The organism is Mesorhizobium sp. B3-1-8 (assembly GCF_006439495.1).
Taxonomy (GTDB): domain Bacteria; phylum Pseudomonadota; class Alphaproteobacteria; order Rhizobiales; family Rhizobiaceae; genus Mesorhizobium.
Genome location: NZ_VFTK01000053.1, coordinates 17200 through 33695, shown reverse-complemented (window position 1 = coordinate 33695; position 16496 = coordinate 17200). Strand labels below are relative to the sequence as shown.

General features: G+C 64.6%; 14 protein-coding genes. 5 read left to right on the top strand and 9 right to left on the bottom strand.

Annotated features, from left to right (window positions below):
- Positions 1-74 precede the first annotated feature (74 nt).
- Together FJ424_RS31095 and FJ424_RS31090 are read right to left on the bottom strand one after the other, a co-directional pair.
- The gene (locus tag FJ424_RS31095; protein ID WP_246677401.1) at positions 75-383 is read right to left on the bottom strand and encodes a hypothetical protein; all 309 of its coding nucleotides are present in this window, start codon (positions 381-383) and stop codon (positions 75-77) included.
- 184 nt (positions 384-567) lie between these two features.
- Positions 568-1077 carry a hypothetical protein gene (locus FJ424_RS31090; RefSeq protein WP_181182239.1) on the bottom strand — a complete coding sequence of 170 codons (510 nt, stop codon included), beginning with the start codon at positions 1075-1077 and terminating at the stop codon, positions 568-570.
- 174 nt (positions 1078-1251) lie between these two features.
- Here FJ424_RS31090 and FJ424_RS31085 point away from each other — a divergent pair, with 174 nt between their 5' ends.
- The 3 genes from FJ424_RS31085 to FJ424_RS31075 all read left to right on the top strand — a co-directional run bounded on the left by FJ424_RS31085 (position 1252) and on the right by FJ424_RS31075 (position 4419).
- Positions 1252-2214: an L-threonylcarbamoyladenylate synthase gene (locus FJ424_RS31085; protein WP_181182240.1), complete on the top strand. Its 963-nt coding sequence runs from the start codon at positions 1252-1254 to the stop codon at positions 2212-2214.
- A gap of 19 nt (positions 2215-2233) precedes the next feature.
- Positions 2234-3667 (top strand): FAD-binding oxidoreductase, encoded by a 1434-nt coding sequence (locus tag FJ424_RS31080; protein ID WP_140659536.1) that lies wholly within the window; start codon positions 2234-2236, stop codon positions 3665-3667.
- A 185-nt stretch (positions 3668-3852) separates the two neighbouring features.
- Positions 3853-4419: a DUF6101 family protein gene (locus FJ424_RS31075; protein ID WP_140659537.1), complete on the top strand. Its 567-nt coding sequence runs from the start codon at positions 3853-3855 to the stop codon at positions 4417-4419.
- A gap of 198 nt (positions 4420-4617) precedes the next feature.
- Here the strand turns inward: FJ424_RS31075 and ubiA are convergent, their stop codons facing one another.
- Together ubiA and FJ424_RS31065 are read right to left on the bottom strand one after the other, a co-directional pair.
- Positions 4618-5601, bottom strand: a complete 984-nt coding sequence (gene ubiA, locus FJ424_RS31070) for a 4-hydroxybenzoate octaprenyltransferase (RefSeq protein ID WP_140659558.1) — start codon at positions 5599-5601, stop codon at positions 4618-4620.
- A 195-nt stretch (positions 5602-5796) separates the two neighbouring features.
- On the bottom strand, positions 5797-6708 hold the full coding sequence (locus FJ424_RS31065; RefSeq protein WP_140659538.1) for a LysR family transcriptional regulator: 912 nt from the start codon (positions 6706-6708) through the stop codon (positions 5797-5799).
- 89 nt (positions 6709-6797) lie between these two features.
- On the opposite strand from FJ424_RS31065, the gene FJ424_RS31060 reads away from it, so the two are divergent.
- Together FJ424_RS31060 and purD are read left to right on the top strand one after the other, a co-directional pair.
- Positions 6798-7592, top strand: a complete 795-nt coding sequence (locus tag FJ424_RS31060; protein ID WP_140659539.1) for a phytanoyl-CoA dioxygenase family protein — start codon at positions 6798-6800, stop codon at positions 7590-7592.
- A 183-nt stretch (positions 7593-7775) separates the two neighbouring features.
- Positions 7776-9050, top strand: a complete 1275-nt coding sequence (purD, locus tag FJ424_RS31055; RefSeq protein ID WP_140659540.1) for a phosphoribosylamine--glycine ligase — start codon at positions 7776-7778, stop codon at positions 9048-9050.
- Here the strand turns inward: purD and FJ424_RS31050 are convergent, their stop codons facing one another.
- The 5 genes from FJ424_RS31050 to FJ424_RS31030 form a co-directional block, all read right to left on the bottom strand.
- Entirely contained in the window at positions 9051-10421 is a 1371-nt protein-coding gene (locus FJ424_RS31050) for an alpha-glucosidase/alpha-galactosidase (protein ID WP_140659541.1), read from the bottom strand.
- Between the two features lie 20 nt (positions 10422-10441).
- On the bottom strand, positions 10442-12112 hold the full coding sequence (locus FJ424_RS31045; RefSeq protein ID WP_140659542.1) for an ABC transporter ATP-binding protein: 1671 nt from the start codon (positions 12110-12112) through the stop codon (positions 10442-10444).
- 9 nt (positions 12113-12121) lie between these two features.
- A complete protein-coding gene (locus tag FJ424_RS31040; protein WP_140659543.1) occupies positions 12122-13276 on the bottom strand; it encodes an ABC transporter permease in 1155 nt (384 codons plus the stop codon).
- Positions 13277-14284, bottom strand: coding sequence for an ABC transporter permease (locus FJ424_RS31035; RefSeq protein WP_140659544.1), 1008 nt, complete (start codon positions 14282-14284; stop codon positions 13277-13279).
- A gap of 111 nt (positions 14285-14395) precedes the next feature.
- Entirely contained in the window at positions 14396-16474 is a 2079-nt protein-coding gene (locus FJ424_RS31030) for an ABC transporter substrate-binding protein (RefSeq protein ID WP_140659545.1), read from the bottom strand.
- Between the last annotated feature and the right edge of the window lie 22 nt (positions 16475-16496).

Sequence of the window (16496 nt, the reverse complement as noted above, 5' to 3'; positions counted from 1 at the left end):
CAACTTCATGGGCTTCGTCAAACTCGCCGCTATCGCCATCTGGCTCAAATAGTTAAATCGTCACCACCGCCTAGTCAGTCTTCCACGATGCTGACCCGCACGCTGTCCGGATAGACGTCGACCTCGATCAGCGGCTCGCCAGTCACGATCGCGCGCCGGGTCGAGTTGCTCATGGCGCCGCCGCGTTCCAGCATGCGCTGCAGGTCGGTGCGCGAGTCGTCGCTGCGGAACCAGGGATCGCCCTGGTCGTCGCCGTCGCGCCGATGGAACTTGTGCCAGTTGGCGCGGTCCCGCCGCACCATCTGCGCCGCGCTGCCGAGCGGATAGCCGTCGCTGGCGCGGTGATCGCGGTCGGAAATCCGCGCCGTGTAAGAGCCGAGCATATCATCGGCACTCGCCGTGCCCGCCCAGCGCGGTTGCCGCCATCAGGCCGGCGACGGCGATTGCTTTCGAAACAGTCATGAAATCACCCTTTTTGAAACGCCAGCGCCATCGTGCCCCGATCCGCATGACGGAGATCGGACAAAGTTCAAGCGCCTAGCATATCGAGGTGGTATCCAGTGTGATCTACATCGCCTTGCCGACGCGCGGCAGTGGCTGGGCAGTTTGCGGTTGCGCCTGGGGCTGCGCATCGGCTGTCGCGCCTGGCTGGGCGGCGGTCTTGCCGCTGCCGTTCGAAGCGGACGCGGTGCCGTTCGCGGGCGTTGCCGGCGAAGTGCCGTTTGCCGGCGCGGTGGTGGCGGGTGTGGTTGTGGCTGTTGCAGGCTTGGCCGACGCGGTCGCCGCCGGCGCTGCGAAAGCGCCGCCGACAATACCGCCCCGGATGATCATCGGAGCCTGCTGGTGCCCGGATTTCTCGGGGATCGCCGCGACCTTTTCATCGGTGACGGCGGGCATAGGGTCGCCAAGCGCTATCATCGACGGCGTCGAGGCCACGGACAGCTTGGTCGGCTCGATCGCATTCAGCCTGACGACGGAAGGCGTCGAGGTCGAGGGTCCGACCATGACGATCGACGAGGCATGTGCCGCGCCGTTCATCGCCAAAAGGCTGATACCGAACGCTCCAAGCAAACGCATCAGAAGAACTCCCCAGCCCGCAACCGCATCGAACCCGCACCTTAGGGCCGGCACATTGAAGCCGGCTTGCTTGAAAACTTAACATTTTAGGGATTGATAAATCGCCAATGCCCGCACTTGCCCGATGCAAGCGGCCGTATTACGGGACCGGCATGTTCAGGACTGGTGGCGAATTTGGCTGAGATACTGGCGATCGGCGAGGCTCTGGAGCGGGCTTTGGCGTTGCTCGAAGGCGGCGACGTCGTCGCCATTCCGACCGAGACGGTTTACGGCCTGGCTGGCGATGCCACCAATGGCGTTGCCGTGGCGCGCATTTTCGAGGCCAAGGGCCGGCCGCGCTTCAACCCGCTGATCGCCCATGTCGCGGATCGCGCCATGGCGGACCGTATCGCCGGCTTCGATCCGCTGTCGGCAAGATTGGCCGAAGCCTTCTGGCCCGGCCCGCTGACGCTGGTGCTGCCGCACAGGGCGGACAGCGGCATCCATCCGCTCGTCACCGCGGGGCTGGACACGATCGCGCTGCGCATGCCGCGCGGGTTCGGCGGCGCGCTGATCGCGCGGCTCGGCCGGCCGCTCGCGGCCCCCAGCGCCAATTCCTCCGGAAAGATCAGCGGCACGACGGCAGGCGCGGTCGCCGCCGATCTCGGTGACAGGATCAGGCTGGTCGTCGATGGTGGCGCGACGCCTGTCGGGCTGGAATCGACTATTCTCAAGGTCGAGGACGGCAGGCTGCGGCTGCTGCGGCCCGGCGGCATCGGCGCCGAGGAGATCGAGGCGGTGGCCGGCGCGAAACTATCGCGCGGCGCGAGCGGCATCGAGGCGCCGGGCATGCTTGCCTCGCATTACGCGCCGCGCACCGCGATGCGGCTTAATGTCGGGGACGTTGCCGAAGGCGAGGCTTTGCTTGCGTTCGGCCGCAATCGCGCCGAGGGCTGGGAACGGGCCGCTGCGTTGCGCAACCTCTCCGAAACGGGCGACCTGCGCGAGGCAGCCAGCAATCTGTTCGCCTTCATGCAGGCGCTCGATCGTGTCGGCGCCGCGACCATCGCCGTCGAGCCGATCCCGTTGGAGGGCCTGGGCGAGGCGATCAATGACCGGCTTGCCCGCGCCGCCGCGCCGCGTGACAAGCTTGCCTGAGCGCCCTAGGGTTTGTTTCATGAACGACCAGCCCTTCGATCTCGATCCCGCCGTCATCGACCGCTTCACGGCCATCGTCGGCCACAAATATGCCTTGCGCGACCAGGCCGACATCGCGCCTTACATCACCGAGCGGCGTGGCCTTTGGCATGGCCGGACATCGCTGGTGCTGCGCCCCGGCAGCGTCGAGGAAGTGAGCCGCATCATGCGGCTGGCAACCGAGACCGGAACGCCGATCGTGCCGCAGAGCGGCAACACCGGGCTGGTCGGCGCCCAGGTGCCGGACAAATCCGGACACGACATCGTGCTGTCGCTGTCCAGGCTGAACCGCATCCGCGAGATCGATGTCCTGTCGAATACGGTGACCGCCGAGACCGGCGTCATCCTGCAGACCCTGCAGGAAGCGGCTGACGCCGCTGGCCTGCTGTTTCCGCTGTCGCTCGCCGCCCAAGGGTCCTGCCAGATCGGCGGCAATCTGTCCTCCAATGCCGGCGGCACCGGCGTGCTTGCTTACGGCAATGCGCGCGAGCTCTGCCTCGGCGTCGAGGTCGTGCTGCCGACCGGCGAGGTGTTCGACGACCTGCGCAAATTGAAGAAGGACAACACCGGCTACGATCTGAAGAACTTGTTCGTCGGCGCCGAAGGCACGCTCGGCATCATCACCGCCGCGGTGCTGAAGCTTTTCCCGAAGCCGAAAGGCAGGGAGGTCGCCTTTGCCGGCCTGCCGTCGTCCCCGCACGACGCGCTTTCGCTGTTCACGCTGGCGATGGATCGCGCCGCCGCCTCGCTCACCGCTTTCGAACTGATCGCCAGAAGGCCCTACGACTTCACGCTCAAGCACGGGCAAGGCATCACCCGGCCGCTGGCCGACGACTGGCCATGGTATGTGCTGATGCAGGTCTCTTCCGGCCGTTCCGAAGAAGACGGCAGGGCGCTGATCGAAGAGATTCTTTCAGCCGGCCTCGAGCAGGGCATCGTCGGCGACGCGGTGGTGTCGGCAAGCCTTGCCCAGGGCGATGCTTTCTGGAACTTCCGCGAGACGCTCCCCGAATGCCAGAAGCCGGAGGGCGCCTCGATCAAGCACGACATCTCGGTGCCCATCGCCTCAATCCCGCAATTCATCGAAAAAGCGGCCGGCGTGGTTGAGCGGGTCTGCCCCGGCGCGCGCGTCGTCTGCTTCGGCCACATGGGCGACGGCAATCTTCACTACAACATCTCGCGTCCGGTGGATTGGCAGGACGAGGCGTTCCTCGAGCTCTACCATCCCATGAACAAGGCGGTGCACGATGTCGTGCGCTCCTTCCATGGCTCGATCTCGGCCGAGCACGGCATCGGCCAGTTGAAGCGCGACGAGCTGATCGCCACGGCGCCGCCGATGGCGATCGACCTTATGCGCCGCGTGAAAGCGGCCTTCGATCCGGCCGGCATCATGAATCCCGGTAAGGTTATCTGATCCTCACCACATCGGGCGCTGGTCGCATTCCGATAACCATCGGCTCAGATCAGCAAAATTTAACCGACTTTCTTAAGCGCGCCGGTAAGAAGCGAGCGCTAATGTTTCTTCCCATAACGAGGCCGGAAAAAACCGGCCCTGAGAGAACCGGAAAACGGCCCTCAGGACTAACAGGGAAGACATTGATGAACACTGGACTGAAGCCAGTCTGGGCCGGACGCAACATGCGTCTCGACCCGTTTCGCCTGCCGCAAATGGTGAGCTATGCCACGCGCGACGACTATGGCGATGTTACCTTCACCATCGACCAGCGCGGCGCGGTCATCCGCCGTGTGCTGGAGATGAGCGGCGTGCCGGCGATCATCGCACTGCCCCCCAATGCGTTCCGCGGCGTCGCCGCGCGCGCCATGGAGGATCCGGACGGCAATGTCACGGTGACGCTGGAACTGCTGCACAATGATCCGATGCTGTCGGTGCCGCTTCTGGTCGCCGACGACCTCGACGACGTCGCCGCCGACTGGCGCGCCTGGGCCGATGCCTACCGCCTGCCGATGCTTCTGATCGAGGCCGACGGCATAGCCCGCACGCTGGAAGAATCGCTCGGCGCCGCCATCAAGGCGCTGCCGCCGCAGGAGCGCCGCAAGGGCCGCGTCTCCAACATGCGCCGCCCGCGCTTCCTTGCCCGCCGCAAGTCCGGCAACCTTGGCCTGAGACTGGTCATCGACGGCCAGGAGATTATCGCAAGGGAGTAGGTTTCTTCTCCCCGTCACTATACGGGGAGAAGTGCCCGGCAGGGCGATGAGGGGCAGCGCCGACCTGGGCGTTTGGCGACCTCAAAACCCGATCACTCGCGACAGCGCCGCCGCATATTTCATCTAACCTTCAAGGTTGGCGCTGCCCCTCATCCGGCTGCCGCCACCTTCTCCCCGTTGAACGGGGAGAAGGGAGAACTAAACCAGCGGCTTTAGCCATATCCACACCGAACCGCCGATCAGGCCGAGGAAGATCAGCCAGCCGACCTGGTTGTTCGACTTGAACAGCTTCAGGCACTGGTCCGGATTGTCGATGTCGAGCTGGATGATCTGGCGCGCCATATGCGCGCCGGCCGCGATCAGCCCGGCCAGCGCCACCACGGGCACCTGCGCCGAAGCGAAGGCGATGGCGAAGCAGATCAGCGCGCCGCCATAGAGCCCAACCAGCCAGGTCTTGGTGTTGTCGCCGAACAGCCGCGCCGTCGAGCGCACGCCGACGATGGCGTCGTCTTCCTTGTCCTGATGCGCGTAGATCGTGTCGTAGCCGATCACCCACAGGATCGAGCCGATATAGAGCATGATGGCCGGATCATCGATGTCGCCGAACTCGACCGCCCAGCCCATCAGCGCGCCCCAGGAGAAGGCGAGCCCAAGCACGAATTGCGGCCAGTTGGTGATGCGCTTCATGAAGGGATAGACCGCCACGATCGCCAGCGAGGCGATGCCGAGCGGAATGGCGAAGCTGTTGAACTGCAACAGCACGGCAAGCCCGATGAGCGCCTGGATGATGACGAAAGCCCAGGCCTGGCGGCGCGTCACCTTGCCGGCCGGCAGCGGCCGCGAGCGGGTGCGCTCGACCTGGCTGTCGATATCCACGTCGGCGAGGTCGTTATAGGTGCAGCCGGCGCCGCGCATGGCGACGGCGCCGATGAAAAACAGGAACAGGTACCAGGGCGCCGGCAGCAGCGTCAGCAGCGGGTCGGTGGGGCGCGGATAGGCGCCCGCGGCAAGCGCCGCCGACCACCAGCACGGCCACAACAAGAGCTGCCAGCCGATCGGCCGGTCCCAGCGCGCGAGCTGCGCGTAGGGCCAGAGCCAGCGCGGCAGCACCCGGTAGACCCAATGGCCGCTCGGCGCGTCGGCGACACGGCCCTGGATCGCTTTCGACTGGACGGTTTCCATCACGCTGGAGTGGCAGCAGCAAGCAGCGCCGTCAAGCGGTCGCGTTGTCGCTCAAGCGTTGAAAACTTGGGCGTTGAAGCCCTAGAGCCGGATGATTTCAGGTCGAACCGACCTGAAATCTGAATCCGGCTCTAAATCAAAGAGATAGAGCATGATGTCGGCCGAAAACCGCTTCACACTTTTCGGCATCATGCTCTAGGCGGTGAAAACATCGTGACTGGCAAACCATGCCTTGGCGACGTCGATGAAGGCCACGGCCGCCTTCGACAAGCGCTGGCGCGTGTCATGGGTCAGGATGATGCGCTGCATGGGCAGCGGATCGGAAAGCGGCTTGCAGACCAGCGGCAGCCCGTCATAGCTGCGGTCGCCATACGGCCTCGTATAGCTGACCGCGACGCCGAACCCGTTGGCCACCATGGAGCGCTGCAATTCGAACGAGCTCGTCGCCGCCCGGGCGATCGGCGACAGGCCGCGGCTGAGGAAAAGGTCCAGCATGTGCTGCCAGCTATGCGGCTGGTCGGTGGTGATCAGCGGATGCTGCGCCAGTTCCGCCAGGCTGACGGCGTGCTTGTCCGCAAGCTCATGGCCCGCCGGCAAAAGCGCGTGCGGCCGCAATTCATGCAGGAGAATGCGCTTGAAATGCCCGGGCAGGCCAAGATCGTAGGTGAGGCCGAGATCGACGGCGCTGTCAGCCAGGCGCCGCCCCAGCGTGTCGAAGGTTTCGTCGCCGATGACGACCGTGACGGCTGGGCAGCGCTCGGCGAAGGCGCGCATCAGCGCCGGCGCGAAATAGGGCGCCAGGTCCTCGAAGCAGCCGAGCACCAATTCGCCGCCGACATCGGCATCGCGCGATCCGAGCGCCGCCAGTTCGTCCGCTTCGCCCAGCACCTGCCTTGCCTTGGCGACGGCCCTGCGGCCGAAGGATGTCAGCGCAACGCCGCTTCCGCGCTGGCGCACGAACAGCTTCTGGCCAAGCGCGTCCTCGACATTGTCGATCGCCACCGAAATCGAAGGCTGCGAAACATTGAGCGCCGAGGCGGCCGCGGTCACGCTGCCATAGCGGGCCACGGCAACGACATAGCGCAACTGGGTGAGGGTCGGTCTCATAGGTAAAAGCTATAAACTAGATGACAAGTTATTATTTTACGCGATGTCCAACGCTTGCGATAGTCGCTCGCCTAATCAAGGAGAGCGCCATGGCCAGCCCAAAGATCGATGCTTCGACGATTGCCGACTATCAGCGCGACGGCGCTGTCTGCATCCGCGGTGCCTTCAAGGACTGGGTCGATGTCATCGCCGGCGGTATCGAGCGCAACATTGAGAACCGCAGCGCCACGGCTTCCGACATTGCCGGCGGCAAGGGCAGCTTCTTCGACGATTACTGCAACTGGGAGCGCATCCCGGAATTCGTCAGGATCGTCAGGGAATCGCCGGCCGCCGAGCTCGCGGCCGCGGTCATGCAGTCGCGCACCGCCCAGTTCTTCCACGACCACGTCCTGGTCAAGGAGCCCGGCACGCAGAAGCCGACGCCGTGGCACCAGGACATTCCCTATTACTTCGTCGACGGCAGCCAGACGGTGAGCTTCTGGATCCCGATCGATCCAGTGAAGGAAGCGACGCTGAGGCTGATCGCCGGCTCGCACAAATGGGAAAAGATGGTGCTGCCGGTGCGCTGGCTGAACGACGACAACTTCTATGCCGGCGAGGGCGACTACCGGCCGGTGCCCGATCCCGACAACGATCCCTCGATGAAGGTTCTGGAATGGGAAATGGAGCCTGGCGACGCCATCCTGTTCGACTTCCGCACGGCGCACGGCGCGCGCGGCAACCTGACCTCTGCACGCCGCCGGGCGCTGTCGCTGCGCTGGGTCGGCGACGACGCGCGTTATGTCGAGCGTCCCGGCCGCACCTCGCCGCCCTATCCCGGCCACGACATGAAGCCCGGCCAGAAATTGCGCGAGGACTGGTTCCCGGTCGTTTTCCAGAGCTAGAGTCGTCTTCCGGGCTTGAGTCGTTTTTCCGGCCCGGCCGGCGACGGGACTTGCCTCATTCCCCTCGATGCGGGCCATGTTCCCGTGCGCAATTGCCGCCAAAATGCCAAGATGCCTTGACCCATCGCCCGCGGACCAATAGCGGGTTCTCTCGACGAGGACGATCGGCAGCAAGAGGTGGCCATGAATGTTCTTCTTCTCGGCTCGGGTGGCCGCGAACATGCGCTCGCCTGGAAGATGGCCGCCTCGCCGCTGCTGACGAAGCTCTACGCCTCGCCAGGCAATCCGGGCATCGGCCGTGTCGCCGAGCTGGTCAAGCTCGACGTCGCCGACCACTCGGCCGTTGCCTCCTTCTGCCAGGAGAAGAAGATCGACCTGGTCGTGGTCGGTCCGGAAGGTCCGCTGGTGGCCGGCATCGCCGACGACCTGCGCGCCTGGGGCATCCGCGTATTCGGTCCGTCAAAGGCGGCGGCGCGGCTCGAGGGCTCGAAGGGCTTCACCAAGGATCTTTGCGCGAAGTTCAACATCCCGACCGCCGCCTATGGCCGCTTCAGCGACCTCGCCTCGGCAAAGGCCTATGTCGAGGAGACCGGCGCGCCGATCGTTGTCAAGGTCGACGGCCTTGCCGCCGGCAAGGGCGTCACCATCGCCATGACTTTAGACGAGGCGAACGCCGCGCTCGAAGCCTGTTTCGACGGCGCTTTCGGTGCCGCTGGCGCCGAGGTGGTGGTCGAGGAATATCTGACCGGCGAGGAGGCGAGCTTCTTCTGCCTCTGCGACGGCGCCACGGCGCTGCCCTTCGGCACCGCGCAGGACCATAAGCGCGTCGGCGACGGTGATACCGGGCCGAACACCGGCGGCATGGGCGCCTATTCGCCGGCGCCGGTGATGACGCCGGAAATGACCGAGCGCACCATGCGCGAGATCATCGAGCCGACCATGCGCGGCATGGCCAATATCGGCGCGCCCTTCGCCGGCATCCTCTTCGCCGGCCTGATGATCACCGACAGCGGCCCCAAGCTGATCGAGTACAACACCCGCTTCGGCGATCCCGAATGCCAGGTGCTGTTGATGCGGCTGAAGGACGACCTGCTCGTCCTGCTCAACGCCGCCGTCGACGGCCAGCTCGCGCATATGTCGGTGCGCTGGAGCGACGAGACGGCGTTGACCGTGGTGATGGCGGCAAGGGGCTATCCGGGCACGCCGGAAAAGGGCTCCGTCATCCGCGGTCTCGACAAGGTGGAAGGCGTCCAGGTCTTCCATGCCGGCACTGCCATCAATGGCGGCGCGCTGGTCGCCAATGGCGGCCGCGTGCTCAACGTCACCGCTTTGGGCGCCACCGTCGGCGAGGCGCAGGCAAAGGCCTACGCGGCGATCGATCGTATCGACTGGCCGCAAGGCTTTTACCGCCACGACATCGGCTGGCGCGCTGTCGAGCGTGAGAAAGGCGCCGCCTGATCAGGCGGCCTGGCTCCTGCCGCCCTTGCGTGCCCAGGCCGGCAGCCAGTCGCCGTGAGCGGCAAGCAGGTCCTCGACCAGCGACCAGATCTGGTCGAGGTCGAGCTCGGCCGCGGTATGCGGGTCCATCATCGCCGCATGGTAGATGTGCTCGCGGTTCTCGCTGATCAGCGCTCGCACCGTCAGTTCCTGGACGTTGATGTTGGTGCGGATCAGCGCCGTGAGCTGCGGCGGCAATTCGCCAATGTAAGTGGGCTGGATTCCGGAAGCATCGACCAGGCACGGCACTTCCGCCGCGCAATCGAAGGGCAGCGAGGTGATGCAGCCATTGTTGCGCACATTGCCGTAGATCACCGACGGCTCGCCGGTCCAGACCGAATTCATGATCGAGGAAGCATATTCCCTGGACTGCTCGACCTCGATCCGGTCCGCCGAGCGGTAGGCCTCGGCCTGGCCCTTCCAGCGCTCGATCTGCTCGATGCAGCGTTTTGGATATTCGTCGAGCGGGATGCCATATTTCTCGATCAGGTCGGGGCGGCCATCCTTGATGAAATAGGGCGTGTATTCGGCGAAATGCTCGGAGCTTTCGGTGACGAAATAGCCGAGCCGGGTCAGCATCTCGTAGCGCACCTTGTTCGGGCAGCGTGGGTTCCAGCCGGGCTTCGGCGCGCGGCCCTCGCGATAGGCGCGCAGGAGATCGGGATAAAGGTCGCGGTAGGAACCGTCCGGCTGGCGATGCTCGAACTTGAGATAAAACGCCATGTGGTTGATGCCGGCCGAGCGGTAGCGGATCTCGTCATAGGGAAGGTCTAGGTCGTGCGCCAGTTCCATCGCCGTGCCCTGCACCGAATGGCAAAGCCCGACCTGTTTGATCGCGGGATATTTCTCCGCGATCGCCCAGGTGTTGATCGCCATCGGGTTGACATATTGCAGCATGATCGCCTCCGGGCAGACGGCGAGCATGTCCTCGCAGATCTTCCATAGATGCGGCACCGTCCTTAAGCCCCGCATGATGCCGCCGACGCCGAGCGTGTCGGCGATCGTCTGGCGGAGGCCGTATTTCTTCGGCACCTCGAAGTCGGTCACGGTGCAGGGCTCGTAGCCGCCGATCTGGAAGGCGACGACGACGAAGTCGGCGCCGAAGAGCGCCTGGCGCTGGTCCGAATAGGTCTCTGCCTTCGCCTTGACGCCGAGCGTCGCGATCAGCTTGTTGACGACAACGGCGCTCTCTTCCAGCCGCTGCGGATTGATGTCCATCAATGCGATGGTGGCGCCCGATAGCGCCGGCCGCTGCAGCACGTCGCCGACGATGTTCTTCATGAACACCGTCGAGCCGGCGCCGATGAACGTGATCCTGGGATTTCTTGCCACTTTAAAGCCTCCGGCACTTTCTAAGCCACGTCGAAAGCAGCCCTGACGAGCCGTTCGGTGTAGGCGGTCTTGGGATTGGAAAGGACCTCGTCGACGGACCCCTGCTCGACGATCTTGCCATGCTGCATGACGATGACGCGGTGGCACAGCGCCCGCACCACCTTGAGGTCGTGCGAGATGAATAGATAGCTCAGGCCGCGCTCGTCCTGCAGCTTTCGCAACAGGTCGATGATCTGCGCCTGCACGGAAAGGTCCAGCGCCGAAGTCGGCTCGTCGAGCAGGATGAATTCGGGCTCCAGCGCAATCGCCCGCGCGATCGCGATGCGCTGCCGCTGGCCGCCGGAGAATTCATGCGGGAAGCGCGACAGGATATTGCCGGGCATGCCGGCGCTGGCCAGCGCCTCGCGCACCCGCTCGTTCCGCTCGCGCCGCGTCGCGCCCAACTTGTTGACGACCAGCCCTTCCTCGATGATCTGGCCGATTGTCATGCGCGGATTGAGCGAGGAGAACGGGTCCTGGAACACGATCTGCATGCGCGAGCGCAGCGGCCGCATTCCGGCGCGCGTCAGCTTCTCGATCGGCTGTCCGTCGAAGCGGATCTCGCCGCGCTTGGCGTCGAGCAACCGAAGCAGGGCTTGCCCGAAAGTGGTCTTGCCGGAGCCGGATTCGCCGACCAGACCAAGCGTCTCATGGCGGCAGAGCTTCAGGCCGAGATCGTCGACGGCGACCAGCTCGCGCCAGTCCGGCTTCATGAAAGAGCCGTGGCGCAGCATGAAGCAGACGTGCACGCCGTTCGCCTCGAGGATGGTGCCGCTGCTCTCCGGCAGCGGCTTTGGCCGCCCGCGCGGCTCGGAGGCGAGCAGCCGCTGCGTGTAGGGATGTTGGGGATTGGCGAAGAGCCGCTCGGTGACGTTGTGCTCACGCATCTCGCCATGCTGCATGACATAGACGTAGTCGGAGAACTTGCGCACCACGGTGAGGTCGTGGGTAATCAGGATCACCGCCATCCGCAGTTCCTTCTGCAGGTTGCGGATCAGGTTCAGGATCTGCGCCTGCACGGTGACGTCGAGCGCCGTGGTCGGCTCGTCGGCGATCAGCACGTCGGGATCGTTGGCCAAGGCCATGGCGATCATGACGCGCTGGCGCTGGCCGCCCGAGAGCTGGTGCGGATATTGCTTCAGCCGCGCCTCCGGCTCAGGGATCTGGACATGCCGCAGGAGTTCGAGCGCGCGCGCCCAGGCTTGCCTGCGGCTCATCTTGCGGTGCACCCGGATCGCTTCGACGATCTGGCCGCCGACCGTGTAGATCGGGTTGAGCGAGCTCATCGGCTCCTGGAAGATCATCGAGATGCGGTTGCCGCGCAGCTTGCGCCGCGAGCTCTCCGGGAACTTCAGGATGTTCTGCCCGAGATAGTCGACGCTCGACCGCGGCGAGACCGTCGCGCGGCGCGACAGCAGCCCCATGACGGTGCGCGCCGTCACCGACTTGCCGGAGCCGGATTCGCCGACGATCGCGATCGTCTCGCCGCGATAGAGCTGGAACGAGACGTCCTTCACCGCCTCGACGGTGCCGTGCTCGACCTTGAAGGCGACCTCGATGTTGCGGGCGTCGATCACCGGCTGATCATGGCGACCGCCATGATCATGCCGGACGGCCGGTGCGAAATTGTGTGCGAGCGCGATCGTCGTCATCCGGCCACCTCAATAGGGATCGACGGCATCGCGCAGGCCGTCGCCCAGCGCGTTGAAGGCAAAGACGGTGACCAGCACGAAGCCGACCGGCGACAGGATCCATGGATAGGTGCCGATGACCGAATAGGTCGCGGTGTCCTGCAGCATCAGGCCCCATGAGATCAGCGGTGGCTTCACCGCGAAGCCGAGGAAGCCGAGGAAGGATTCGAGCAGCACCACCGTCGGGATCGCCAGCGTCACGGCGACGATCACATGGCTCATCACATTGGGGAAGATATGCTGCATGATGATGCGCCGGTCGGTGGCGCCGACCGCCATGGCGGCGCGCACATAGTCGATGCGCGCCAGCGCCAGCGTCTTGCCGCGCACCTCGCGCGACATCTGCGCCCAGCCCAGCGCCGACATGACGATGATGACGAAGGCGAGGAAGACATTGGTCGGCGCGGTGACCGGGATCAGTGTCGTCAGGGCCAGATAGAGCGGCAGTTGCGGGAAGGCGAGCACAAGCTCGACGAAGCGCTGCATCCAGACGTCAAACCGGCCGCCGAAATAGCCGGAGATCATGCCGACGCTGGTGCCGATGACCGTGATGATGAAGACCACCGTCAGCGCGATCATCAGCGACACGCGCGAGCCGTGGATGGCGCGCGACAGCACGTCGCGGCCGAACTTGTCGGTGCCGAGGAAATGCACCGGCTGGCCGTCCATCGAGGCGAAGAAATGCCGGTTCATCGGGATGAGCCCGAAGAGCTTGTAGGCCGCGCCCTCAACGAAGAAACCGAGCAGCCTTGGATGGTCGTAGTCGGGGCCGACGATCGGCTGGAAGGTGACCGGATCGAGATCGGCCGAATCGGCCAGCGCATAGACCCGCGGCCGGGCGACGAAATTGCCGTCCTTGTCGTGGAAAACAGGGGCCTGCGGCGGAGCGAAGGCGACGTCGGTCGCCTTGGGGTCCATCGGCGCCAGGAATTCGGCGAACACCGCCATGACCAGCAGCAGCACGACCAGCCAAAGCCCGGCCATGCCGGTCCAGGAGCGCTTCAGCCGGCGCCAGACGAGCGCGATGTAGCTCTCATTGCCATGCGCGGCTTCGGCTTTGGTTACGCCTTCGGCCGGCAAGGGCGTAAGGGATGGGGGCGGGGGTGAGGGATCGCGGGCCAGCATCTAGCGCTCCCCGAACTGGCGGATGCGCGGGTCGAGCAGGACGAGCAGCATGTCGGCGATGATGTTGCCGACGATCAGCGTCGCCGACAGCACCATCATGAAGGTGGCCGTGACATAGACGTCGCCAACCGCCATGGAACCGACGATCGCCGGACCGACGGTGGGCAGCGCGAAGATGATCGCCGTCTCGATCTCGCCGGTCAGCATATAGGGCAGCACCACGCCCTGATACATCACCAGCGGATGCAGCGCGTTGGGCACGGCATGGCGTATGACGACGGCGCCGCCGGTCAGGCCCTTGGCCTTGGCCGTCTCGACATATTGCGTGTTGAGCGTGTCGAGCAGGTTGCCGCGCATGACCCGCATGTTGTAGGCGAGGCCGCCGAAGGTCGCGATCGCCACCACCGGCCAGACATGCTTGACCAGGTCGACGAACTTCGCCCACGACCACGGCGCGCCGCCATATTGCGGCGAAAAGAACGAGCCGATCTCGGAGACGTTGAACTGGAAGACCAGCAGATAGACGATGATCAGCGCCATCAGGAAGCGCGGCACCGTCATGCCGAGGAATGAGATCGCCGAAAGTGTCGAGTCGATCCAGGAATATTGCCGCGTCGCCGCCCATATGCCGAAGCTGATGCCGAGCACCGAGGCGAGCAGGTGGCAGACCAGCGCCAGAAGCAAGGTGCGCGGCAGGCGCTCGCCCACCACGTCGGCCACCGGCTTGTTGTAGTAGAGGCTGTAGCCGAAATCGCCGCGGGTGACGATACCGCCGATCCAGTTGAGGTACTGGACGGGCAGCGGCTTATCGAGGCCATGCTCGACGCGGTAGGCCTGGGCTTGCGCTTCAGCCTCGGCGTAGGAAGCGCCGCCCTGGTTGATCAGCTGCGAGCGGATATAATCCGCATAGTCGCCGGGCGGCGCCTGGATGATGGCGAAGGTGACGAGGCTCAAAATAGCGAGGACGGGAAGCGCCGACGCTATGCGCATAAGCAGGAATCGCAGCATGGGGGGTCAGCTTCCTTTCTGGCCGGTCGCTCCCTGAGGTGCGTTCGGAGGTTTCGTTGTCCGGCCGCGCCGCGGCGCGGCCGGACGTCTTTTCGTCAGGGGAGGTAAACCTTACATCGGACCCTTGTCACCCGGTTTGCCGGGAAGCTCCTCCGGATACAATTCGTGCTTCGCCTGCTTGTCGGCGGCGACGAAGACACGTTCGCGGACGATCGAATCCTCGGCCCAGTTGAACATGTAGATCGGTGTGCCTTGCGGGATGTTGGAGAACCGCTTGTTGATGATGAGCGCGCCCGGATACTCGGTCAGCCCGACATTGTAGACATGCTCGGTCGATATCTTCTGGAACTTTCGCATCAGGTCGGCACGCTGGTCGTTGTCCTGCGTCGTCACGAACTTGTTGACGATGTCGACGAGGTCCTTCTCGAAGGGCATCAGGTCGACCTCGCCGCTTTCCGGCGCGCGGTGATTCCAGCTGGTCTTCGGGCCGACGGGAGCAAGTTGCTCGGTGTTTTGCACCACCGAGGTCAGCTCGGTCTCGTTGCGCCGGATCAGCCAGTCGAAACGGCCGGAATATTGGATGGCGTCGCGCTGCGTTCCGTTAACCCCGTTGAGCACGACCCTCAGCCCGAGCTTCTCCATCTGCGCGACCACGCCTTCGGCAAGGCTCTTGTCGGTGGTGTAGTCGTTGTTGACCAGCATCACGATCTCGACGTTCTTGCCGCCGGCGGTGCCGGCCGGGAAGTTCACGATACCGTCGCCGTCGGTGTCCTTCAGCCCGGCCTTGGCAAGCTCGGCCTTGGCGCCTTTGAGATCGAACGGATAGTAGACCGTCGATTTGCGGTCGTAGAAGCTGGTGCCCGACGAGAAGCCGCCCGGATAGATGGCGGTGAATGGACCCTTGACCAGCGAGTCGCCCAGCGCCTTGCGGTCGAGCGCCATGGTCACCGCCTTGCGGAAGTCCTCGTTGCGGTTCAATTCGCGCACCGCCTGACTGCGCTCGTCCGGGTTGCCCCAGCCATTGGCGGAAAAATTCATGCGCAGATTGTAGCCGATGAGGCGCGGGCCGAAGGCAAGCCGGGCCGGCGCGTTCGAGTCGGCAGCGCGCTTCAGCGAGGCGACGAAATTCTCCGGCTGCTCAAGGTTGGAGAAATCGCCGGAGCCCGCCACCGCCTGGACGTCGCGGTCGGCCCAGGTCGACAGCTTGTATTGCAGCTCGTTGAGATAGGGCAGCTGGTTGCCCTTTTCGTCGACCTTCCAATAGTAGGGGTTGCGCCGCATGACGATGATATCGTCCGGCCGGTATTCGACCGGCACCCAGGCGCCCATCACCGGCATATTCATATAGTCCGGCGGGAAGGCATTCTTGAATTGGTCGTAGGTGTTCTTCGAGTATTTCGGATGCTGCGGCTTGAGGATGTGCGAAGGGCCGGGACAGAAGGTGCCGTAGGCCATCGCATAGAGATATTGCCGCGGGAACGCCTCCTTGAACGTCCACTCGACGGTGTAGTCGTCGACCTTCTTCAGCGTCGTGCCGACGCCGAAGGTTTCGGGCGTGGCGCCGTTCAGCGGGGAGACGTTGGGATCGACGACCTCGTCATCCCAGTAGAACATGACGTCGTCGGCGTTGAAGGGCGCGCCGTCGGACCACTTGGCGCCTTCGATCAGATGCATGGTGAGCTTGTGGCCGTCGCTCGACCAGTCCCAGCTCTTGGCGAGGTTCGGCAGCGGCTCGGTGTCCTTGGCCTCGACCTGGAACAGCGGCGCCGTGCGCGTCAGGCATTCGGACAGGCCAATATCGATGCCGCCCCAGCCTTGCGTCTGGCCGGCGCCGTAGTTCCAGCCTTCCGGCCTGCCGCCGATGACGTGACGCATCGTGTCGCCATAGACGCCGATGCCGTCGGGCATGTTGCCGGTCTTGAAGACCAGCGGCTCCTTGGGCAGCCTGTCCTTGACCGGCGGCAGCTTGCCGGTCTTGACGTATCTCTCCGTCACCCAGTCCGGCTCGTGATATTCGGGCAGCGCCTTGAACTCCAGGATGGAGTCGCGCGCCACATAGTGGATCTTGCCCTCGGCCGGGAACGTCGCCGGCTCGGGCGGGATCGTCGGCTCGGATGCGAAGGCGTATGCCGGAACGGCAACGCTCATCGCCAGTCCGGCGGCAAAGCCAATTCTGCGTAAGGTCCTCATCGTTTCCTCCCAGTTGTTTTGA

What these genes read in the sequence shown, in the direction of transcription:
- FJ424_RS31095 (WP_246677401.1), bottom strand. Translation starts at nt 383, where the DNA reads ATGCTCGGCTCTTACACGGCGCGGATTTCCGACCGCGATCACCGCGCC.
- FJ424_RS31090 (WP_181182239.1), bottom strand. Translation starts at nt 1,077, where the DNA reads ATGCGTTTGCTTGGAGCGTTCGGTATCAGCCTTTTGGCGATGAACGGC.
- FJ424_RS31080 (WP_140659536.1), top strand. Translation starts at nt 2,234, where the DNA reads ATGAACGACCAGCCCTTCGATCTCGATCCCGCCGTCATCGACCGCTTC.
- FJ424_RS31075 (WP_140659537.1), top strand. Translation starts at nt 3,853, where the DNA reads ATGAACACTGGACTGAAGCCAGTCTGGGCCGGACGCAACATGCGTCTC.
- ubiA (WP_140659558.1), bottom strand. Translation starts at nt 5,601, where the DNA reads ATGGAAACCGTCCAGTCGAAAGCGATCCAGGGCCGTGTCGCCGACGCG.
- FJ424_RS31065 (WP_140659538.1), bottom strand. Translation starts at nt 6,708, where the DNA reads ATGAGACCGACCCTCACCCAGTTGCGCTATGTCGTTGCCGTGGCCCGC.
- FJ424_RS31060 (WP_140659539.1), top strand. Translation starts at nt 6,798, where the DNA reads ATGGCCAGCCCAAAGATCGATGCTTCGACGATTGCCGACTATCAGCGC.
- purD (WP_140659540.1), top strand. Translation starts at nt 7,776, where the DNA reads ATGAATGTTCTTCTTCTCGGCTCGGGTGGCCGCGAACATGCGCTCGCC.
- FJ424_RS31045 (WP_140659542.1), bottom strand. Translation starts at nt 12,112, where the DNA reads ATGACGACGATCGCGCTCGCACACAATTTCGCACCGGCCGTCCGGCAT.
- FJ424_RS31040 (WP_140659543.1), bottom strand. Translation starts at nt 13,276, where the DNA reads ATGCTGGCCCGCGATCCCTCACCCCCGCCCCCATCCCTTACGCCCTTG.
- FJ424_RS31035 (WP_140659544.1), bottom strand. Translation starts at nt 14,284, where the DNA reads ATGCTGCGATTCCTGCTTATGCGCATAGCGTCGGCGCTTCCCGTCCTC.
- FJ424_RS31030 (WP_140659545.1), bottom strand. Translation starts at nt 16,474, where the DNA reads ATGAGGACCTTACGCAGAATTGGCTTTGCCGCCGGACTGGCGATGAGC.